Source organism: Phycicoccus ginsengisoli, from assembly GCF_054779295.1.
The window spans coordinates 103,081-124,067 of the sequence record NZ_BAAGYN010000001.1; the positions used below are offsets into that span (position 1 = coordinate 103,081).

Below are 20,987 nucleotides of genomic sequence, written 5' to 3' on the forward strand. Positions count from 1 at the left end.
AAGGCATTCCTTTGACCAAGCGGCCTACATTGCCAGCACACGACGTGGGGCCGGCGGGGTCCCGGACAAGGGGTGGAGCATGGACGAGCGACCCAGCAGGGTGGGCGCCCGCGAGATCGGACTGGTCAGTCGACGGACGGTGAACCTGGGGGCGGCGTGGTCCGTCCCCGTGGTCCTGGCGGCGGTCGCCGCGCCGGCCGACACCGGCTCGCCGAACCCGGTGGGGCCGGGGGAGCCGCCGTCGGCGGTCCTCGGCACGAAGACGGCGACCAAGGGCACGAGCGTCGACAACAACCGGGCCGTGACCTTCACCCTGACCTTCACCGGGGTGGTCGGGACGAACGCCGTCGCGATCGTGGGGATCGACAAGGGGGGCCCCTGGAAGACGGTCCCCTCTCCGGCGGTCGACGTCACGGCGAAGAGCCCGTCGGCGACGTTCATCCTCACGCGACCGGACAACAACGCCAACGTCAGCAGCGTGACGGTCACCTACAGCGTCAACGGGAAGCTGTTGACGACCATGGTCGACATCGTCCTCTAGGCCGTGGGCGCGGGAGGGGCGACGAGTCCGACGGTCACCAGCTGCTCGAGGAAGGCCGAGACGTCGGCCTCCACCTCGGCGGCGGGCACGCCGACGGAGTCGGCGACCCGGACCGCGACCTCGGCGCCCGTCCCCGGCTCGGCCAGGGCGTGCCAGACCGCGGCCGCGGGCCCCTCGAGGACCATCGGCCGGGCGGAGGTGGGGTCGGCCAGCGCCAGCAGGACGACCCGCTCCCCCCGGTCGACGACCGCGACCTCGGGTGCGCGACACCACCGACCCTCAGCCACGTTCCACCAGCCCGTGCCGCGTGAGCGTGGCGAGGGCCTCGGACACCAGGACCGCGGCGTCGCCACCCTCGGGTGGTGCGCCGAACCGGTCCACCAGCACCGTCACGAGCCGTTCCTCCTCGGTCCACTCCGAGCAGGAGTCCAGCAGCGTCGTCGCCAGCGCCGAGAGGCGCACGACCTCACGACCCACCAGCACCACGGACTCACCGTCGCGGTCCACCCGGTCCGCGACCGGCAGCCGGCGCGCCCTCACCGGGGCACCGCCAGCCAGCCGTCCACCAGCTCCGCGAGATCCGCGGACTCCCGATAGGTCACCAGATGAACTCCACCGAGGGACTCCACCAGCGCCGCGACGCGCTGGAGGGGCCGGTCGAGCGCCGGCAGGTGCGACGCGTGGTGCGTGAGCGCCACGACCGCGTCGAGCGTGCCGAGCGTCGTGACGGCCGGGGCGCCGACGTGCTCGTCGTCGCGCCGCAGGAGGGCCAGGGCGGCGATCCGCACCGGGCCGGCCGGCGGCTGCAGTCCGGCGCTGCTGGGTGCGGTCTCGTCCTTCCACAGGCTCCCCGGCGCGCGCCTCAGGGACAGCGGCTTGGGGTACGGCTCGATGCTCCCGTCGGCGCGGATGACCGCGGTCTCGTCGGTGACGTACCAACGGCCGGGCCCGAGGGTGCGCACCAGCGTGGTCTTGCCCGTCCCGCCGGGGGCGACGAAGACGCCCGCGCTTCCGGTGGCCGGGTCGGCCAGGCAGGCCGCGTGCAGCATGAGGTGGCGCCCGGCGAGCGCGTCGATGGCGGCCACGGTCACGCGCTGGGTCAGCAGCTGCAGCAGGTCCTCGAGGTCGTCCGCCGTCACGGGCTCGGTGCGCTGCCGGACGGGGCCGCGCGTCCCGGCACCATCCGCGCCGTCCGCCCGGCGCCCGTCGAAGTGCACCGGCACCACGGCCTCGGCGGCTGCACCGGGGCGGGCCGGGCACCACTCCCACAGCAGGGGGATGCGCTCCAGCACGTCCTCGGCGCGAGCGCCCGTCAGCTCGATCCGCACCACGACCCCCATGGCCGTCACCGCAGTGCACAGTGCGGCGGTCGTCGGGTGGTCGCTCACAGCAGGCAGGGTAGAGGACGGCTCGTCGCGGGGGTGAGGACATGGAGCTGACCGACTACCTGCGCGTGGTCCGGGCCTACTGGCGTGGCGTCGCGGTGCTCGTGCTCCTCGGGATCGCGGCGGCGGCGGCCGTCAGCCTGACGACACCCAAGGTGTACCAGGCCGACGCGAGCGGGTTCGTCTCCGCGGGCTCGGCCACCACGACGGGGGAGGCCTCGGTCGGTGACAGCCTGGCGAAGTCTCGCGCCGCGTCCTATGTCGACCTCGCGACCTCACGCGCGACCGCCCAGTCGGTCATCGACGACCTCGGGCTCACGGCATCCCCGGCCGCGCTCATCGGCCAGGTCAGCGTGACCCAGCCGACGGACACGGTCCTCATCAAGATCAGTGCCCGGGCCGCCTCACCGGTGCAGGCGCAGCGCCTCGCCGACGCCTGGGTGCGGGCGCTGAGCGAGCAGGTGCGCAAGGTCGAGGACCCGGGCGGGACCGCCCAGCAGGCGCTGCGGCTGGAGCCGGTCGAGTCCGCCTCCCTGCCCACCGCGCCGATCTCCCCGAACCTGACCCGCAACGTCGGGCTGGGCTTCGTGGCGGGCATGCTGCTGGGCCTGGGGTATGCCGTGCTGCGCAGCCAGCTGGACCGCAAGGTGCGACGGCCCGAGGACGTCCAGCGGATGTTCGGCGTCACCGTGGCCGCCACCATCCCGCGCAGCCCCGCGATGGTCCGCAAGGACGGCGACCTCGTGCGCCTCGTCGTGGGCCCCGGCCGTCCCGAGGACCCGGCGCACACGGCGGAGGCGTTCCTCAAGCTGCGGACCAACCTGCAGTTCATGGACATCGACAACCCGCCCCGCATCATCGTGGTGACCAGCCCGCTGCCCGGCGACGGCAAGTCCAGCGTCGCGGCCAACCTCGCGGCGGCGCTCTCGCTCTCGGACCGCAAGGTCGTCCTCATCGACGGCGACCTGCGCCGCCCGGTGGTCGCCGAGTCCTTCGGCCTCGTCGAGGGCGCCGGCCTCACCGACGTCCTCATCGGCCGGGTGCGCTTCTCCGACGTGGCGCAGGGCGTGGGCTCGCTGCCGAACCTGACCGTCCTGGCCGCCGGTGGCACGCCGCCGAACCCCAGCGAGCTGCTCGGCTCCAAGGCCATGGGGCGGCTGCTGCGCGGCCTCGCCGACCGCGGCTACACCGTGATCGTCGACGCGCCGCCCGTGCTGCCGGTGACGGACGCCGCCGTGCTCACGGCCTCCGCGGACGGTGCGCTGCTCGTCGTGACGGCCGGCCAGACGCTCGACAGCCAGCTGGGCGCGGCCCTGGCCAACCTGGACGCCGTGCAGGGCCGCACCCTGGGGGTCGTCCTGAACCGGGTGGCGCCCCGGTCCACGGACAGCGGGCACTACGGCGGCTACTACGGCCGGGGGGAGGGTGGTCGCCCCGCCGCCGTCCCGGCGCTGCAGCCCGACGAGCTGGAGCTCCCCGGCCCCCGTCCGGCCCGCGCGAGCAACCCTGTCGCTGCCGCGCAGGCCGCTCCTGACGGGCACGGCCGGCCCACGGACCGTCGCCCCTCCAAGCCGACCAGGGGCCTGGGAGGCGGCGCCCATGTCGACGCCGCCCTCGTGCAGACCGTGACCGGGCGTCGCTCCTAGGCTGGCGCGCCCCGGCCGCCGCTGGCCGCCCGGGTGACGAACGCGGCCAGGTCCGCGCTCTGGGCCAGCCGGCTCGGTTCGTGGACGTACATCATGTGGCCCGCCTCGTAGTACGCGTGCTCGATGTTGGCGCGCAGCTCCGTCGGCAGGTCCAAGTGGGCCACGGCGTCCTCGGCCGCCCAGTAGGGTGTGGCCGCGTCGTGGTAGCCGTACGACACGTGGACCCGCAGGTGCGGGTTGGCGCGCATCGCCCTCGACAGCTTGGCACTGACGTCGACCGGCTTGCCCTCGAACTCCTTGAAGGACCACTCCTTGTACGCCCGCGACGAGCTCGCGGTGTACGCCAGGTCCTGCCGGTAGCCGAGCTCCTGGCGCAGGTAGTGGTTGAGCGCGGCCGAGTAGGACCCGAGGATCGCGTCCATCGACGGGTCGGCGTCCCACGTCGCGGCGTTGCCGTGGTGCAGGGGACCGGTGAAGCGGGTGTCCAGCCGGCCGACGGCCAGTCCCCGCTCGCGCAGCAGCTCGGTGAGGAAGTGGACGTGCTCGACCCGAAGGTCGGCACGGTCGACGTACTCCGGTGACAGGCCGGTCAGGCCGGCGACCCGCTGCACGTGCTCGGCGCGCTCCGCGGCCGTGAGGCGGGACCCGCGGGCCAGGGCCCACGGGTAGTCGCGCGCGGCATACTCCTCCGCCTCGGCGAGCACGGTGCGCAGCGCCTTGCGGCCGTGCTTGCCGTGGTGGTGCGCCGTCGCGGCGTACGTCGGCAGGTAGTCGACGTACGCGCGGTCGTTGCGGTAGTCGAAGTCCACGGTGTCGAGGTCGAGCACCGAGCTGATGAGCATGACGCCGTTGAGGTAGAGACCGTGCGCGCTCTGCAGGTGCTCGGCCAGCGCGGCCGCCCGCACCGTGCCGTAGGACTCGCCCGCGACGAACTTCGGTGACAGCCAACGGTTCTCGCGGCTCGTCCACATCCGGATGAGCTCGCCGACGCTCTCGATGTCGCCCGTGAAGCCGTGGTAGTCCTTGGCCTTCCCGCCCTGGACGGCGCGGGAGAAGCCGGTCGAGACGGGGTCGATGAAGACCAGGTCCGAGACGGCCAGCAGCGACTGCGGGTTGTCGAGCAGCCCGTAGGGCGGCGGGGTCAGGGCCCCCGCGTCGCCGGAGTCCACGCGCCGCGGGCCCAACAGCCCCAGGTGCAGCCACATCGAGCTCGACCCGGGGCCGCCGTTGAACGCGAAGGTCACGGGCCGGTTCGTGCCCGCCGGCGCGTCGAGGACGTATGCCGTGATGCTCAGCTCCGCCTTGGCGCGCAGGCCCTTGAACACGTCGTCCTCGAACACCTCCTCGCGCAGCACGACGCGGCCCGTGGTGGCCGTGTAGTGGAGGCGGCGCCGGCCGACGGCCAGGGTGTGCCGGCTGGTGACGAGGTCGTCCTCGGGTGGGGCCGGGGTCGTCGTGACGGTGGTCGTGTCGGTGCTCGTCGTCGTTGACGAACCTTCGGCGCGAGCGGTCTCGGCCGGGGAGGAGGTGGGCGCGGGTGCGGTGGCGTCGGCCATGGCTGCACCCTAGTGCTGTCCGAGGGGGCCTCACCCGGACAATGGCCGGGTGCGCCTGATCTCAGCCAACGTCAACGGAGTTCGGGCGGCCGCCCGTCGAGGCGGGATGGAGTGGCTCGCCGAGCAGCAGCCCGACGTCCTGTGCCTGCAGGAGGTCCGCGCGTCGGACCAGCAGCTCGCGCAGGCGCTCGAGCTCGGTGGCTTCGGGTCCTGGCACGTCGCGCACACCGAGGCCGAGGCCAGGGGCCGTGCCGGCGTCGCGGTCGTGAGCCGTGCCCCGCTGCTGCGGGTGGCTACTTCGGTGGGTGCCCGTGACTTCGACGGGGCGGGCCGGTGGGTGGAGGCGGACGTGGCCACGCCGGCCGGGACCGTGACCGTGGCGTCGACCTACGTGCACACGGGCGAGGCGGGCACGCCGCGGCAGGCGGAGAAGTACCGGTTCCTCGACGCGGTCACGGCCAGGCTCTCCGAGTGGTCCGGGGCGGGAGCCCTGGCGGTCGTCAGCGGCGACCTCAACATCGCGCACTGCGAGGCGGACCTGAAGAACTGGAAGGGCAACCTCACCAAGTCCGGGTTCCTGGCGGACGAGCGGGCCTACCTCGACCGGTGGTTCGCCGACGGCGACTGGGTCGACGTGCACCGGCAGCTCCACGGCCCGGGGCCGGGTCCCTACACGTGGTGGTCCTGGCGGGGCAAGGCGTTCGACAACGACGCCGGCTGGCGGATCGACTACCAGGTCGCCAGCCGCAAGCTCGCGGCCCGGGCGACCGGCGCGCGGGCCGGCCGCGCCGCGGCCTACGACCAGCGCTGGTCCGACCACGCCGCGGTCGTCGTCGACTACGACCTGGGCTGACCCGCCGGCCACCTGGGCGCCCCTGCGGGGCGGCCGCAACCGCGTTCGCGGCGTGCCCCGCGCCCGGAGTGGTGGAGGGGGTGGCACTGCCCGGCCGGGCTGGACGGCCGGCCGGGCAGGCCCGTCTAGGAGTCGCGCCCGGCGGAGCCCGAGGCCGTCACCGCGAAGGCCCGCGGAGCCCGGAAGCCCTTGTCCGCGAACGCCGCCTCCACGCGCTCGGTTGTCGCGTCGACGGCGTCGGCCTGCACCAGGGCGATGGCCGACCCCCCGAACCCCCCACCGGTCATCCGGGCGCCGAGGGCCCCCGCTGCCACGGCGCTCTCCACGACCGTGTCGAGCTCCTCGACCGAGATCTCGAAGTCGTCGCGCATCGACGCGTGGCTGTCCAGGAACAGCTGTCCCAACAGCTCGAAGTCGTCGTGCCGCAGCGCCTCACGCGCCCGGACGACCCGGTCGATCTCGGTGACGACGTGCCGGGTCCGGCGCCGCAGCAGCTCCGAGGAGAGCCGTCCCAGGGACTCGTCGAGTCCCTCGACCGGCACCTCCCGCAGCGTCGGGACGCCGAGCTCGCTGGCCGCCCGCTCGCAACTGGCACGGCGCTCGGCATACTGCCCGTCCACGAGGGCGTGCTCCGCGCGGGTGTCGACGACGAGCAGGGCCAGACCCGCCCGCGTCAGGTCGAAGGGGACCTGCTCGGTGTGGTGGTCGCGGCAGTCCAGCAGCAGGGCGTGGCCGGCCTCGGCGAGCATGGCCGCCGACTGGTCCATCCCGCCCGTCGGCGCCTGGGCGATCGAGTTCTCCGCGTCGACGCAGGCGGCCGCCAGCGCCGCCCGGCCGTCGCGGTCGGCCAGCAGGCCCTGACCGAACAGGTCGGAGGCCGCGGCAGCCACCGCGCACTCCAGGGCGGCCGAGCTCGACAGGCCGGCCCCGAGCGGGACCCGGCCGTCGACGGCCACGTCCAGGCCTGCCACCTCGTGGCCCGCCCGCCGCAGCGCCCAGGGGACGCCGGCCACGTAGGCCGCCCAGCCCTCGGGGCGTCCGGGGCCGACCTCGTCGAGCGGCAGCTCGACGAGGTCGGAGCCCTGCGCGGACACCATCCGCAGCAGGCCGTCGTCGCGGCGCCGCACGGCGGCGGACGTGCGCTGGGGCAGCGCGATCGGCAGGCAGAGCCCGCCGTTGTAGTCGGTGTGCTCGCCGATGAGGTTGACCCGGCCGGGGGCCGACCAGACCCCCTCGGGCTCGCCGCCGAACGCGTCCCGGAAGACCGTGGTGGCCGCCTCGGTGCCCGACCCGGCGCTCATGCGCCGACCTCCCGCAGCCGGGCCGCGATGTCCTCGGGAGGGACGTCGTTGACCCAGCCGCCCACCCCGGACTCCGAGCCGGCGAGGTACTTGAGCTTGCTCGGCGACCGCAGCACCGACATGACCTGCAGGTGCAGCCGTGACACGTCGCGGCCCTCCTTCGCCGGGGCCTGGTGCCAGCCGGCGATGTACGGCAGTCGCACGTCGCGTCCGTCCTTCTTCAGGTAGTAGCGGTCGAGCCGCTGCAGCAGGTCGAGGTAGACCACCGCGAGCTCGTCGCGCTCGTCGTCGTCGAGCGCCGGCAGGTCGGGGACGTCGCGGTGCGGGGCGAGGTGCACCTCCACCGGCCACCGCGCGGCATACGGCACGTAGGCGGTCCAGTGCCGCCCGCTGAGGACGACCCGCCGGCCGTCGCGGCGCTCGGCCTCGAGCAGGTCCGCCCCGAGGAGCCGCCCGGTGGCGGCGTGGTGCTCGCGGGCCCGGGCGAGGATCCCGGCCGAGCGCTGGGGCACGTAGGGGTAGGCGTAGATCTGGCCGTGGGGGTGGTGCAGCGTGACCCCGATCTGCTGGCCGCGGTTCTCGAAGCAGAACACCTGCTCGACCTCCGGCAGGGCGCCGAGCTCGGCGGTCCGGTCGGCCCAGGCGTCGACCACGGTGCGGGCCCGCTCGGGCGTGAGCTCGGCGAAGGTGGAGTCGTGGTCGCTGGTGAAGCAGACGACCTCGCACCGGCCGAGGGCCGGACCGGAGCGCACCAGGTCGGAGTGGACCTCCGGGACGAAGTCGGACACCGGGGCGTAGGAGGGGAACCGGTTCTCGAAGACCACCACGTCGTAGGAGCTCTCGGGCACCTCGGACGGGACCGTCCCCGTGCCGGTCGGGCACAGCGGGCACTCGTCCTTGGGCGGCAGGAAGGTGCGGTTCGACCGGTGGCCGGCGATCGCCACCCAGTCGCCGACGAGGGCGTCGTAGCGGACCTGCCCGGCCCTGGCCCGGGGACCCAGCGGCCGCTGGTCGACGGCCTCGCGAGCCGGGGCCCCGACGCTGTCGTCGAAGTAGATGATCTCCCGCCCGTCGGCCAGGGTGCGGCTCGTGCGACGGATACGGACGCGCTCACCGTGCGTGGTCATGCGGTGCCCTCCCGGTGGTCGGTGCGGGCCGGTTCGCGGGCGACGACCAGCGTGTCGACGACGTCGGCGATGGTGGACCGGGCCCGCGGCGAGAGCTCGTCGTCGGTGACCAGGACGTCGACCTCGTCGAGGTCGAGGAAGGTGCTCAGGCCGATGACCCCGAACTTCGAGTGGTCGACGAGGACGCAGGTGCGGCGGGCGCACGCGACGAGGGCGCGGTTGGTCTCGGCCTCGACGAGGTTGGGGGTGGTCAGGCCCGCCCCCGCGTCCACCCCGTGGGCGCCGAGGAACAGCAGGTCGACGTGCAGGGAGCGCAGCGCCGCCACCGCGACCGGGCCCACGAGGGCGTCGGACGGGGTGCGCACCCCGCCGGTGAGGACGACGGTCTGGCCGGCCGTGCCGGACTCGTGCAGCAGCTGGGCCACCGGCACCGAGTTGGTCACCACGGTGATGTCGGGGATGCCGCGCACCGCCCGGGCCAGCTCGTAGGTCGTCGTCCCGGCGGAGATGCCGATCGACGAGCCGGGCTCGACCAGCGCGGCCGCCGCCTCGCCGATGGCGCGCTTCTGGGCGGTCATCAGGGCCGACTTGGCCCGGAAGCCGGGCTCCTCGCTCGTCGGCGTGCTCACCGCGACGGCCCCGCCGTGGACCCGCTCGAGCAGCCCCTGGTCGGCCAGCTGGTCGATGTCGCGCCGGATGGTCATGTCCGAGACGCCGAGCTCGGCGACGAGGTCGGAGACGCGGACGGCGCCGGCCTGCGCGACCAGGTCCGCGATCCGGCTCCGACGCTGGCTGGCGAGCACGGCTACGGCTCCCGCACGACGGCGACGCCACCGGCGGCGAGCGTCACCAGGGGTCCGACCGCCCCGCCGCTCACCAGGTCGGTGCCCGTCGCCGGCACGGACTGCTCTGCGTCGGTGTGGTTGACGAGGAACAGCCAGGAGCCGTCGGCACTGCTGCGGCGGACGGCCTCGACCCCGCGCGGCACCTCGGCGGCCGGGGTCACCCCGGCATCGGCGAGGACGCGGTCCAGCAGGCGCCCCAGCAGCTCGTCGTCCGGGAGCGTCGCGAGGTACCACGCGCTGCCCTCGCCCACGACCGCCCTCGTGACGGCGGGCCTGCCCGCGAGGGGGCCCGAGGCATACGTCTCGACGGTCTCGGCCCCGACGATCGTGAGGTCCTCGCTCCACAGGCTGCCGGTGCCGCCGCCGACGGCCACCGTCTCGCCGACGCGCAACGGGAAGAACTCCTCGCTGCGGACCTGCAGCAGCTCGCGGAACGCCCCGGGGTAGCCGCCCAGCCGGACGTGGTCGTGCTCGTCGCTGATGCCCGAGAAGAAGCTGACCACGACGTGCGCCCCGCCGGCGGCGGCGTCGGCCACCGCCTGCGCGTGCGCGTCGGTCACCGAGTACAGCGTGGGCACGACGACGACGCGGTATGCCGAGAGGTCGGCTCCCGGGTGCACGACGTCGGCCGTCACGCCACGGTCGCGCAGGACGCGGTGGACCGCGTGGGGCACGGCGGTCGGGTGCAGGGCGCTCGACGGCATGGCCGGCCCGGTGGCCGCCCAGTTGGACTGGTAGTCCCAGAGGATCGCGACCTGCGCCTCGACCGTGCTGCCCACCACCTCGCCCAGGCGCTCGGCGATCGCGCCGAGCTCGGCGACCTCCCGGAAACGGGCGCTGTCGCGGCCGGCGTGCGGCACGAGTGCCGAGTGGAACTTCTCGGCCCCGGCGCGGGACTGGCGGAACTGGAAGAAGCCGAGGGTGTCGGCACCGCGGGCGACGTGGACCAGGCTGTTGCGGGTCATCTCGCCGGGGGCCTTGGCCGGGTTGACCGGCTGCCAGTTGACCGCGCTCGTCGAGTGCTCCATGAGCAGCCACGGCCGCCCGCCCGCGAGGCCGCGGGTGAGGTCGCCGCAGAAGGACAGCTCGGCCTGGGGGTGCTCGAGGGCGTCGACGACGTAGTGGTCGGTGCTGACGACATCCTGCTCGGGGGCCCACTGGGCGTAGTCGAGGTGCTCGAAGTGCGCCAGCGTCATGAAGTTCGTCGTGACGGGCACGCCGGGGGAGGCGTCGGTGAGGACGGCCTTCTCCGCGCGGAAGAAGTCGAGCAGCTGGTCGGACTGGAAGCGGCGGTAGTCCAGGAGGTGCGTGGGGTTGTGGAACGTCGTCGTCCGGCGCGGGGGGAGGACCTGGTCCCAGTCCGTGTAGCGCTGGCTCCAGAACGCGGTGCCCCACGAGTCGTTGAGGACGTCGAGGCTGCCGTGCCGGCGGCGCAGCCAGACCCGGAAGGCGGCCGCACAGGTGTCGCAGTAGCAGGGGACGTTGTGGCAGGCGTACTCGTTCGAGACGTGCCACAGGGCCAGGGCCGGGTGGTCGTGGTAGCGCTGGGCGAGCTGGCGGGTCAGGGCGAGCGAGTACTCGCGGTAGACCGGCGAGCTGGGACACCAGGCCTGGCGGCTGCCCGGCCACAGGGTGTGGCCGTCGACGTCGACGGGGAGGATGTCGGGGTGTGCCGCGGACAGCCACGGGGGAGGGGTCGCGGTCGCGGTGGCCAGGTCGACCGCCACGCCGTTGGCGTGCAGCAGGTCCATGACCTCGTCCAGCCAGCCGAACTCGTACTCGCCCTTGGCCGGCTCGAGCCAGGACCAGGAGAAGATGCCGAGCGACACGAAGCTGACCCCCGCCTCGCGCATCAGGGCCATGTCCTCGTCCCAGACCTCGCGAGGCCACTGCTCGGGGTTGTAGTCGCCACCGAAGGCGATCCGGTCACTCGGCCATGAGCGCATGACGGCCAGTGTCGGGACTGGTCAGGCAAATGTCAACAGAAACCAACACGTGCGGCCACCCCGTTGCGCACAATGCTGACATCTTCGGCATCCGGCACGGAACTCGTTGTCGCAGCGTGGGATGGGTGCGCACGAAGAACAGGTGACGAATCGGTTCCAAGCCCTTGACAGAAATATGGCGGGGAGTCATTCTCGGTTCGGAGTTGATGGTTTCTGATCGAAAGTGTGGCTTCGATCGGGGCCGTCGGCACACCGTCGTCGCGTCAAAGGAGACCGTCATGACCCGCCCCGCTTCCGAGGCCGAGTACCTCGCCAGCCTCGTCCCACCCTCCGTCCGTGGCGTGGACCGCCGGACCCTGCTGCGCGGCGCCCTCGGCGCCGGGACCCTGCTCGCCGCCCCCTCCCTGCTCGCCGCCTGTGGCGGTGGCGGGAGCTCGAGCGGTGGCAGCGGCAAGGCCACCGGCACCGTCACGCTCGGCTCGAACCAGTCCGACGCCGTGCCGAAGGCGGCCGTCCAGTCCGTGATGGACGCGTTCCAGAAGGCCAACTCCGGCCTCACGGTCAAGATCAACACGATCGACCACAACACGTTTCAGGAGAACATCAACAACTACCTGCAGGGCTCGCCGGACGACGTCTGGACGTGGTTCTCCGGGTACCGCATGCGCTTCTTCGCCGACAAGGGCCTCGCCGGTGACATCTCCGACGTGTGGAAGAACCTGTCGGGCATGTCGGACGCGCTGAAGAAGGCCTCGACGGGCGACGACGGCAAGCAGTACTTCGTGCCGTCGACCTACTACCCGTGGGCCGTCTTCTACCGCAAGAGCGTCTTCCAGGACAAGGGCTACCAGGTGCCCAAGACGCTCGACGAGTTCAAGGCCCTCGGCGCCCAGATGAAGAAGGACGGCCTGGTCCCGATCGCGTTCGGCGACAAGGACGGCTGGCCCGCCATGGGCACCTTCGACCAGCTCAACCTGCGGGTCAACGGCTACGACTTCCACGTCAGCCTGATGGCCGGCAAGGAGGCCTGGAACGGCGACAAGGTCAAGAAGGTGTTCGACACCTGGGCCGGCCTGCTCGACCTGCACCAGCCCGACTCGCTCGGCCGCACCTGGCAGGAGGCCGCCCAGGCCCTGCAGCAGAAGAAGGCCGGCACCTACGTGCTGGGTGCCTTCGTGGCCCAGCAGTTCCAGAAGGGCGCCGAGCAGGACGACCTCGACTTCTTCAACTTCCCCGAGGTCGACTCCACCATCGGTGCGGACGCCATCGAGGCGCCGATCGACGGCTACATGATGGCCAAGCGGCCGAAGAACGAGGCCGGCGCCAAGAAGCTGCTCGCCTACCTCGGCTCCGCGGACGCCCAGAACCTCGCGGTCAAGGCGGACCCGTCCGTCATCGCGACGACCGACAAGGCCGACCAGGCGAGCTACACCGCGCTGCAGAAGAAGTCGGTGGAGTTCGTCAAGCAGGCCAAGTCGATCGCCCAGTTCATGGACCGCGACACCCGGCCCGACTTCGCGTCCACCGTGATGATCCCCGCGATCCAGACCTTCATCAAGAACCCGAAGGACATCGACGGGCTCTGCAACAGCATCGAGAACCAGAAGAAGAGCATCTTCGGCTCCTGAGCCACCGGGGTCCGGGCGGGGCTGCAACCCGCCCGGACCCCGTGCTCGCCCCCACCCAGGAGGTTCTCGTGGCGAGACGCAGTTACAAGGGCATCGACCACCTCAGCCCGGTCGACCGGGTCGTCGTGGCCCTCATGATCGTGGTCCCCACCGCGCTGGTGCTGTGGCTGGTGTGGGTCCCGGCGATCGGGTCGGTCCTGCTGTCGTTCACCGACTGGGACGGCATCGGCCCGATCTCCTCGGCCAAGGTGATCGGCCTGAAGAACTACCACGACGTCGTCAGCATCTACCCGCCGTTCTGGCCGGCCGTGCAGCACAACCTCATCTGGCTCGCGGTCATGTTCCTCGTGGCCACGCCGTTCGGGATCTTCCTGGCCGTGCTGCTCGACCGGGAGCTCAAGGGCAGCCGGGTCTACCAGACCGCGATCTACCTGCCGGTCGTGCTGTCGCTGGCGCTCGTCGGCTTCATCTGGCAGCTCATCTACAGCCGGGACCAGGGCCTGATCAACCAGGTCACCGGCAGCACCATCGACTGGTACGGCGACCAGCGCTACAACCTCTGGGCCGCGCTCGTCGCCTCCAGCTGGCGGCACGTCGGCTACATCATGCTGCTCTACCTGGCCGGGCTGAAGGGCGTCGACCCCAGCCTGCGCGAGGCCGCCAAGGTCGACGGTGCCAACGAGCGGACCACCTTCTTCAGGGTCGTCTTCCCGGTGATGGCGCCGATCAACATCATCGTCCTGGTCGTGACCGTCATCGAGTCGCTGCGCGCCTTCGACCTCGTCTGGGTCATCAACAAGGGACGCAACGGCCTGGAGCTCATCTCCACGCTCGTCACGAGCAACATCGTCGGTGAGGCCAGCCGGATCGGCTTCGGCTCGGCCCTGGCGACGATGATGCTCCTGATCTCCTCCGTCTTCATCGTGTTCTACCTGCGCATCGTCATGAGGGAGCAGCGATGACCGCCTCCAGCGATATCCCGCTCGTGGCCGTCCCGGGCGCCAACCCGCTCACGGCCAAGCGCGCCAAGCCGTCCGGCGGCACCCGTGGCCACCTGCTCGTCCAGGTCTTCCTCGGCGTGGTCGGGCTGTTGTGGATCTTCCCGGTGGCGTATGCCGTCCTGGGCAGCTTCCGCGACTACGCCTACACCTCCAAGAACGGGTACTTCTCGTTCGGCGGGTTCACCCTGCAGAACTACAAGAGCGCCTGGCAGCAGGCGAACTTCTCGCACACGATGCTCAACTCCGCGATCATCACGATCCCGGCCGTGCTGCTCACGCTGTTCCTGTCGTGCTGCATCGCGTTCGTCGTGGCCCGGTTCTCGTGGAAGTTCAACCTGGCCCTGCTGGGCCTGTTCACGGCGGCGAACCTGCTGCCCCCGCAGGCCCTGCTCATCCCGGTCTACCGGATGTTCCGGTCGATCGAGGTGCCGTTCTGGTTCAGCGAGTCCGGCACCCTGCTCAACAGCTACTGGGGCCTGATCGCCGTCAACGTCGCCTTCCAGACCGGGTTCTGCGCCTTCGTCCTGTCCAACTACATGAAGACGCTGCCGCGCGAGCTCTACGAGTCGGCCGTGGTCGACGGGGCCGGGGTGCTGCGCCAGTTCTTCCAGCTGACGCTGCCACTGTGCCGGCCGCCGCTGGCCGCGCTGGCGACGCTCGAGGTCACCTGGATCTACAACGAGTTCTTCTGGGCGACGGTGCTGCTGCAGTCCGGTGACAAGTTCCCCGTGACGAGCTCGCTGAACAACCTGCGCGGCCAGTTCTTCACCGACAACAACCTGGTCGCGGCCGGCTCGGTGGTCGTCGCCCTGCCGACCCTGATCATCTTCTTCCTCCTGCAGAAGCAGTTCGTCGCCGGCCTGACGCTGGGAGCCACCAAGGGATGAGTCCCGACCTCGAGGTCCTCCGATCCGCCGGCACCCTCGTGGTGCTCGACACCTCGGGGCCGGGCCTCCCGCGTGTCCTGCACTGGGGCGCGGACCTGCCCGACACCTCCGTCGCGGCGCTGCCCCTGCTCGCGCAGGGCCCGGTGCCACCCAACGCCCTCGACGAGCCGTGGCCGCTCACGCTGCTGCCCACCGGTGGCGACGGCTGGCTCGGGACCCCCGCGTATGCCGCCCACCGCGGCGGCGGTGGCACGGCACCGCGGTGGCGGGTCACCACGCGGCGTGAGGGGGCGGGCACCCTGCACACCGTCGCCGAGGACGGCGGGGTCCGGGTCGAGCTGGTGATCGAGCTCGACGACCACGGGGTCCTGCGGTTCGGGCGCTCGGTGACGAACGCCTCGGTGACGAACGCCTCGGTGACGAACACGGCCGGTGTCGGTGGTGGCGCCGGTGACGACGCCACGGCCCTCCTCGACCTCGCGGCGCTGCGCGCCGTGCTGCCCCTGCCGGCCCGCGCCGCCGAGGTCCTCGACCTCACCGGCCGCTGGTGCCGGGAGCGCTCGCCCCAGCGGTCGGCCCTCGACGAGGGCACGCACCTGCGGGCGTCCCGCCGCGGCCGCACCGGCCACGACGCGACGCTGCTCCTGGTGGCGGGGACACCGGGTTTCGACTTCAGCCGGGGGGAGGTGTGGGCGGCCCACGTCGCGTGGAGCGGCAACCACGAGCACCTCGTGGAGCGGCTGCCCGAGGGCGCCGGCATGCACGGCGCCGTCCTCGGCGGCGGCGAGCTGCTGGAAGCCGGTGAGGTGCGGCTCGCGCCGGGGGAGACCTACACGGCACCCGACGTGCTCTTCGTCCACGCGCCAGACGGGCTCGACGGCATCTCGCGCCGGCTGCACCGGCGCCAGCGTGCGCTGCGCTCGCGGGCCACCGGCCCCCGGCCGCTCGTGCTCAACACGTGGGAGGCCGTCTACTTCGACCACGACCTCGACCGGCTCAAGGGCCTCGCCGACACCGCGGCGTCGATCGGTGTCGAGCGGTTCGTCCTCGACGACGGCTGGTTCGGCGGCCGCCGCGACGACCACCGGGGCCTCGGTGACTGGGTGGTCTCCGACGAGGCCTGGCCGACCGGGCTCGAGCCGCTCGTGCGGCACGTCAAGGGGCTCGGCCTGGAGTTCGGCCTGTGGTTCGAGCCCGAGATGGTCAACGAGGACTCCGACCTCGTGCGCGCCCACCCCGACTGGGTGCTCGGCCCGCGCGCGGGCCGTCCCCGGGAGTCGCGGCACCAGCAGGTGCTCGACCTCGCCAACCCCGAGGCCGCCGCCCACGTCGAGCGCCAGATCAGCGCGCTTGTCGGCTCGCTCGGCATCGACTTCATCAAGTGGGACCACAACCGCGACCTGCACGAGGCCGTCCGCAGCGACGCCCGCGGCACGGACCGGCCGGCCGTCCACGAGCAGACGCTGGCGTTCTACGCGCTGCTCGACCGGCTCCGGGAGGCGCACCCCGACCTCGAGATCGAGTCGTGCTCCAGCGGGGGCGCCCGCGTCGACCTCGGGGTGCTGGCCCGCACCGACCGCGTCTGGACCAGCGACTGCAACGACGCGCTCGAGCGGGTGCAGATCCAGCGCTGGACCTCCCTGCTCGTGCCGGCCGAGACGATGGGCACCCACGTCGGCCCGGCGACGGCGCACACGACCCACCGCACCTTCGACCTGCCCTTCCGGACGCTGGTGGCCCTGCAGGGCCACGCGGGCCTGGAGTGGGACGTCAGCGCCTGCACTCCCGAGGAGCTCGACGCCCTGCGCGCCTGGTCGGGCCTCTACCGCGAGCTGCGCGGGCTGCTGCACACCGGCGACCTCGTGCGCGACGCCGTCGACGACGGGACGCTCCTGGTCACGGGCACGCTCGCCGCCGACCGCGCCCACGCGGCATACACGGTGCTGCGCACCGACAGCGCGCGCCGGGCGACCCCCGGGCTCGTGCGGCTCCCCGGCCTGGACCCCGAGCGCACGTATGCCGTGCGCGTCCGTCCCGAGGCCGGGATGCCGGCGCTCGTGCAGCACGTGGCGCCGGGGTGGTGGGAGGCGGCACTGTCCGGCGAGCTCCGCCTCGACGGCGCGCTGCTGTCACGGGTCGGGCTGCCGATGCCGGTGCTCGCACCGGCCCAGGGGTTCCTGCTCCACCTCACCTGACGCTCGAGCCACCTGACACAATGGCGCCCATGTCCGCCACGCCCACCCAGCAGGCGCTGCCCCGGATCCTCTCCGGCATGCAGCCCACCAGCGACTCGCTCCACCTCGGCAACTACCTCGGGGCGCTGGTCAACTGGGTCAAGCTGCAGGACGACTTCGACGCCTTCTACTTCGTCGCCGACCTGCACGCGCTCACCGTGCCCACCGACCCCGAGGTGCTGCGCCGGCGCACCCGGGTGACGGCCGCGCAGTTCATCGCGGGTGGCGTCGACCCCAAGCGCTCGGCGGTGTTCTGCCAGAGCCACGTCACCGAGCACGCCGAGCTCGGCTGGGTGATGAACTGCCTCACCGCGTTCGGCGAGGCCAGCCGGATGACGCAGTTCAAGGACAAGACGGCCAAGGGCCAGAACGCCAACGTCGGGCTGTTCACCTACCCGATGCTCATGGCGGCCGACATCCTCATGTACGACGCGGCCTACGTGCCGGTCGGTGAGGACCAGCGCCAGCACCTGGAGATCACCCGCGACCTCGCCGAGCGGTTCAACACCCGCTTCGGCGGCGGTCTCGTCGTGCCCGAGCCGTACATCGTCAAGGGCTCGGCGAAGATCCAGGACCTGCAGGACCCGACGGCGAAGATGAGCAAGACGGGCTCGTCGCCCAAGGGACTCATCGACCTCATGGAGGACCCGGCCCGGATCGCCAAGAACATCCGCTCGGCCGTCACCGACACCGAGGCCGAGGTGCGCTATGACCCGGAGACCAAGCCCGGCGTCTCGAACCTGCTCGTCATCCACTCGGTGCTCTCGGGTACGCCGGTCGAGCAGGTCGCGGACTCGTTCGCAGGCAAGGGCTACGGCGACCTCAAGAAGGAGGTCGCCGACGTCGTGGTCGCGGCGCTGACGCCGTTCCAGGACCGGATGCGCGAGCTGCTCGACGACCCGGCCGAGCTCGACCGGATCCTGGCCGACGGCGCCGAGCGGGCGCGCGAGGTGGCCCAGGGCACCATGGCCCGGGTCCGCGACCGGGTCGGACTCCTGCCCGCAGTTCGGTAGGGTCGCTCGGGTGCCGACCATCGGTGTGTCGATCGCCATCCCCTCCCCCCACGCGGAGATGCTGCAGGCCAAGCGGGCTTCCTTCGGCGACCCGCTGGCCGCCTCGATCCCGACCCACGTCACCCTGCTCCCGCCCACCGAGGTGGCGCCGGAGCGGATGGACGCCGTCACCGACCACCTGATGCAGGCGGCCGCGAGCCGGAAGCCCTTCCCCATGGTGCTGCGCGGCACGGGCACCTTCCGCCCGATCTCGCCGGTGGTGTTCGTCCAGGTCTCCGGCGGAATCGGCGAGTGCGAGCTGCTCGAGCGCGCGGTGCGCCGCGGCCCCCTCGAGCGGACCCTGGACTTCTACTACCACCCGCACGTGACCGTGGCGCACCACGTCCCCGACGAGAACCTCGACCGCGCGTTCCGCGACCTCTCCGACTTCGAGTGCACGTTCGAGGTGACGCAGTTCCAGCTGTACGAGCACGGTGCGGACTCCGTGTGGCGCCCTGTGACCTCCTTCCCGCTGGGCGGCTGCCCCAGCGCGCCCCGACCGAGTGGAGCCTGACCCGTGGGAACCCTCAAACAGTGGTGGGCCCGGTTCCAGGCCACGCCCGCCTGGCGCGCCTGGAAGCGGTACGGCGACGCACGAGGCAACCTGCTCGCCGGCGGCGTGGGCTACTTCGCGTTCTTCTCCGTCTTCCCGGCGGTGGTCCTCGCCTTCACGATCTTCGGCTTCGTCCTGCGCGGCCAGCCCGCCCTGCTCGAGGAGACCAAGAACGCGATTAACGACCTGCTGCCGGGCTTCGTGCAGTCCAAGGCCACCCCGGACGGCATCATCAAGGTCGAGATGCCGAGCCCGGCGACGCTGTCGGTCAGCGGGATCGTCTCCGTGGTCCTGCTCGTGCTCGCGGGGACGGGCTGGCTGAGCGCGCTGCGCGAGGGCATCCGCGCCGTCTTCGGTGTGGAGGGCTCCGTGGGGAACCCTGTCGTGGCCAAGCTGCGCGACCTGGCGGTGCTCGCCCTGCTGGGCGTCGGCATCGTGGTCTCGGCGGCCGTCGGTGGCGTCGCGGGTGCGGCCGCCCGGTGGCTCGCCGACCTCGTCGGGCTCGGCAGCCAGAGCTGGGTGCTCACGGTCGTGTCCCTGCTCGTCGGCGTCGCCCTCGACGGGGCCATCGTGCTCGTCATGCTGCGACTGCTGTCGGGGGTGGACGTGCCGTGGCACGGGCTGCGCAACGCCGCGGTCTTCGGGGGGATCTCGCTGACCCTGCTCAAGAAGTTCGGCTCGGTCCTGCTGGCGAGCACCACGAACAACAAGCTCTACTTCGGCTTCGCGCTCGTCGTCGGGCTGCTCGTGTGGCTCAACTTCATGTCGCGGGTGCTGCTCATCTCCGCGGCCTGGGCGGCCAACGACCTCGACGAGAGCGCCGGCACCGCCCGGCAGCTGTCGGCGGCCCAGCGGGAGAAGCTGCGCGAGGGTCCTGCGCCGGAGCCGCTGGACTCCGTCCGCGCCCGCACCGACGCCGGTCTGCCGACGTTCGGCCCGGTGGCCGCCGACCGCACCACCCTGGCCGCCGGACTCGTACTGGGCGCGGTCGGCGCGACCGCGCTCGGGACCGCCCGCCGCGGCCTGCGCGCCTTCCTCCGCCGCCACTGACCCGCCCCCGCGCTGCCGCAAAACAACGGTTGCTCGGCGACACTCGCGTTGACAGCCCGCGGCTTGTCGAGCAACCGTTGTTTTGCCGGGAAGGGGTGGGGAGTCAGGGGTGGGCGCGGTGGCGGCCGCGGATGGCTCGCCGGGCGCGCAGCCGCAGCCCGGCCACCGCGCCGACGAGGACGGCGAGCACCCCGAAGCCCAGCCACGGCGTCGCGGACGTGACCGGCCCGAGCTCGTTGGAGGGGACCGCTGCAGCGGCGGCCGTCCGCGGGCCCTGGGCCGCCGCCGGGTCCTCGGGTGACCCCGCCACGGCGGTGGGTGGGGCCGTCGGGGGCGTGGTGACCTCGCCCGGCTCGACGAGCCGGCCCACGGGCCTGGCCTGGGCGGCATACCGGAACGCCCAGTCGTACATCGCCGCCTGGGGGCGCCACGAGTGGTCCAGGCCGTACATCTCGGTGAGCAGGTAGGTGCGACCGCCGCGGCTCACCGCCGAGATGAAGGTGCGGTGGGCCGCCTCGGTGTAGCCGTTCTTGACGCCGATCGTGCCGGGGTAGTTGTAGAGCAGCGCGTTGTGGTTGTTGATCTTGAAGGTCTTGCGCTTCTTCGTCTGCGGGTCGACCAGGGCCGGGAAGTCGGCCTGCTTGGTGGTGACGTACGCCCGGAAGTCCGGCAGCTGCAGTGCAGCGCGGGCGATGAGGGCCAGGTCGTAGGCGCTGGACGTCTGCCCGGGCGCATCCAGCCCCGAGGGGTCCTTCGCGACCGTGTCGTGGGCGCCGAGGTGCGCGGCGTTGGCGTTCATCTCCGCCACCACTCGCTCCCGGCCGCCGGCGGCCTCGGCAAGGGCGTAGGCCGCGTCGTTGCCGGAGGACATGAGCAGGGCCTGGAAGAGCTGCCTGCCGGTGTACGTGAGCCCCGGGACGATGCCGACCCGGGTGCCGTCGGCGGCGGCGTCGGCCGGGGTCGCCCTGACGACCTCGTCGGTGGGGACCTGCGGGATGAGGGTCAGGGCAGTGAGCGTCTTGAGCGTGCTGGCTGGCAGCAGCCTGGCGTGCGGTGCCTTGGCCGCGACGACCTCACCGGTCTGCAGGTCGGCGAGCAGCCAGGAGACGTCGCGCAGCGCCGGCGGCGCGGGGACGCCCGGTGGCAGGTCGGTGACGACACCGGTGGCGGCGAGCCGCGGCCCCCCGACGGACTGCAGCGGCTGCACCGTCGCCCGGGGGACCGGCAGGGTGGGGGAGGGCTTGGGCTTCGGGGCCGCGACCGCCGGTGCGGACAGGGCGGGGACGACGACGCCGCCGACCGCCAGCAGGGCGCTGGCGGTGGCGGCGGTGAGGTGTCGTCGTCGAGCCATCGGCGACAGTGTGCCCCAGAGGGGTGGCCCT

At 72.5% G+C, this 20,987-nt stretch carries 19 protein-coding genes; 10 read left to right on the top strand and 9 right to left on the bottom strand.

The window, feature by feature from the left end; translation table 11 throughout:
- The first annotated feature begins 79 nt into the window (after positions 1-79).
- Positions 80-541: a hypothetical protein gene (locus ACYVDO_RS00480; protein WP_460931927.1), complete on the top strand. Its 462-nt coding sequence runs from the start codon at positions 80-82 to the stop codon at positions 539-541.
- On the opposite strand, the gene ACYVDO_RS00485 is transcribed toward ACYVDO_RS00480, so the two are convergent.
- The 3 genes from ACYVDO_RS00485 to ACYVDO_RS00495 are packed head-to-tail and all read right to left on the bottom strand — an operon-like array spanning position 538 to position 1,929.
- Positions 538-828, bottom strand: a complete 291-nt coding sequence (locus ACYVDO_RS00485; protein ID WP_460931929.1) for a PqqD family protein — start codon at positions 826-828, stop codon at positions 538-540. The genes ACYVDO_RS00480 and ACYVDO_RS00485 overlap by 4 nt on opposite strands.
- A complete protein-coding gene (locus ACYVDO_RS00490; protein ID WP_460931931.1) occupies positions 821-1,081 on the bottom strand; it encodes a hypothetical protein in 261 nt (86 codons plus the stop codon). The genes ACYVDO_RS00485 and ACYVDO_RS00490 overlap by 8 nt, the downstream gene beginning before the upstream one ends.
- The gene (locus ACYVDO_RS00495; protein WP_460931933.1) at positions 1,078-1,929 is read right to left on the bottom strand and encodes a hypothetical protein; all 852 of its coding nucleotides are present in this window, start codon (positions 1,927-1,929) and stop codon (positions 1,078-1,080) included. The genes ACYVDO_RS00490 and ACYVDO_RS00495 overlap by 4 nt, the downstream gene beginning before the upstream one ends.
- A 41-nt stretch (positions 1,930-1,970) precedes the next feature.
- Between ACYVDO_RS00495 and ACYVDO_RS00500 the strand changes: the two genes are divergently transcribed.
- Complete coding sequence (locus ACYVDO_RS00500; RefSeq protein ID WP_460931935.1) at positions 1,971-3,572, top strand: tyrosine-protein kinase domain-containing protein; 1,602 nt, start codon at positions 1,971-1,973, stop codon at positions 3,570-3,572.
- On the opposite strand, the gene ACYVDO_RS00505 is transcribed toward ACYVDO_RS00500, so the two are convergent.
- A complete protein-coding gene (locus tag ACYVDO_RS00505) occupies positions 3,569-5,128 on the bottom strand; it encodes a S10 family peptidase (RefSeq protein ID WP_460931937.1) in 1,560 nt (519 codons plus the stop codon). The genes ACYVDO_RS00500 and ACYVDO_RS00505 overlap by 4 nt on opposite strands.
- A gap of 49 nt (positions 5,129-5,177) precedes the next feature.
- On the opposite strand from ACYVDO_RS00505, the gene ACYVDO_RS00510 reads away from it, so the two are divergent.
- Positions 5,178-5,981 (top strand): exodeoxyribonuclease III, encoded by an 804-nt coding sequence (locus ACYVDO_RS00510; protein WP_460931939.1) that lies wholly within the window; start codon positions 5,178-5,180, stop codon positions 5,979-5,981.
- 125 nt (positions 5,982-6,106) lie between these two features.
- Here the strand turns inward: ACYVDO_RS00510 and galK are convergent, their stop codons facing one another.
- Genes galK through ACYVDO_RS00530 form a run of 4 tightly spaced genes read right to left on the bottom strand, consistent with a single transcriptional unit; the run spans position 6,107 to position 11,200 of the window.
- Positions 6,107-7,282, bottom strand: a complete 1,176-nt coding sequence (gene galK / locus ACYVDO_RS00515) for a galactokinase (RefSeq protein ID WP_460931941.1) — start codon at positions 7,280-7,282, stop codon at positions 6,107-6,109.
- On the bottom strand, positions 7,279-8,409 hold the full coding sequence (galT, locus tag ACYVDO_RS00520) for a galactose-1-phosphate uridylyltransferase (RefSeq protein WP_460931943.1): 1,131 nt from the start codon (positions 8,407-8,409) through the stop codon (positions 7,279-7,281). The genes galK and galT overlap by 4 nt, the downstream gene beginning before the upstream one ends.
- Positions 8,406-9,212 carry a DeoR/GlpR family DNA-binding transcription regulator gene (locus ACYVDO_RS00525; RefSeq protein WP_460931945.1) on the bottom strand — a complete coding sequence of 269 codons (807 nt, stop codon included), beginning with the start codon at positions 9,210-9,212 and terminating at the stop codon, positions 8,406-8,408. Before ACYVDO_RS00525 ends, galT begins: the two co-directional genes overlap by 4 nt.
- A gap of 2 nt (positions 9,213-9,214) precedes the next feature.
- The gene (locus tag ACYVDO_RS00530) at positions 9,215-11,200 is read right to left on the bottom strand and encodes a beta-galactosidase (RefSeq protein ID WP_460931947.1); all 1,986 of its coding nucleotides are present in this window, start codon (positions 11,198-11,200) and stop codon (positions 9,215-9,217) included.
- A gap of 278 nt (positions 11,201-11,478) precedes the next feature.
- On the opposite strand from ACYVDO_RS00530, the gene ACYVDO_RS00535 reads away from it, so the two are divergent.
- The 7 genes from ACYVDO_RS00535 (at position 11,479) to ACYVDO_RS00565 (ending at position 19,605) form a co-directional block, all read left to right on the top strand.
- Positions 11,479-12,828, top strand: a complete 1,350-nt coding sequence (locus tag ACYVDO_RS00535) for an ABC transporter substrate-binding protein (RefSeq protein ID WP_460931949.1) — start codon at positions 11,479-11,481, stop codon at positions 12,826-12,828.
- A gap of 68 nt (positions 12,829-12,896) precedes the next feature.
- Complete coding sequence (locus ACYVDO_RS00540; protein ID WP_460931951.1) at positions 12,897-13,790, top strand: carbohydrate ABC transporter permease; 894 nt, start codon at positions 12,897-12,899, stop codon at positions 13,788-13,790.
- Positions 13,787-14,716, top strand: coding sequence for a carbohydrate ABC transporter permease (locus ACYVDO_RS00545; RefSeq protein WP_460931953.1), 930 nt, complete (start codon positions 13,787-13,789; stop codon positions 14,714-14,716). Before ACYVDO_RS00540 ends, ACYVDO_RS00545 begins: the two co-directional genes overlap by 4 nt.
- Positions 14,713-16,911, top strand: coding sequence for an alpha-galactosidase (locus ACYVDO_RS00550; RefSeq protein ID WP_460931956.1), 2,199 nt, complete (start codon positions 14,713-14,715; stop codon positions 16,909-16,911). The genes ACYVDO_RS00545 and ACYVDO_RS00550 overlap by 4 nt, the downstream gene beginning before the upstream one ends.
- A gap of 20 nt (positions 16,912-16,931) precedes the next feature.
- Entirely contained in the window at positions 16,932-17,963 is a 1,032-nt protein-coding gene (trpS, locus tag ACYVDO_RS00555; RefSeq protein ID WP_460931958.1) for a tryptophan--tRNA ligase, read from the top strand.
- A 10-nt stretch (positions 17,964-17,973) separates the two neighbouring features.
- Positions 17,974-18,516 carry a 2'-5' RNA ligase family protein gene (locus ACYVDO_RS00560; protein ID WP_460931960.1) on the top strand — a complete coding sequence of 181 codons (543 nt, stop codon included), beginning with the start codon at positions 17,974-17,976 and terminating at the stop codon, positions 18,514-18,516.
- 3 nt (positions 18,517-18,519) lie between these two features.
- Positions 18,520-19,605 (top strand): YihY/virulence factor BrkB family protein, encoded by a 1,086-nt coding sequence (locus tag ACYVDO_RS00565; protein ID WP_460931963.1) that lies wholly within the window; start codon positions 18,520-18,522, stop codon positions 19,603-19,605.
- Positions 19,606-19,708: 103 nt separating this feature from the next.
- On the opposite strand, the gene ACYVDO_RS00570 is transcribed toward ACYVDO_RS00565, so the two are convergent.
- Positions 19,709-20,956, bottom strand: a complete 1,248-nt coding sequence (locus tag ACYVDO_RS00570) for a D-alanyl-D-alanine carboxypeptidase family protein (protein WP_460931965.1) — start codon at positions 20,954-20,956, stop codon at positions 19,709-19,711.
- Positions 20,957-20,987 lie beyond the last annotated feature (31 nt).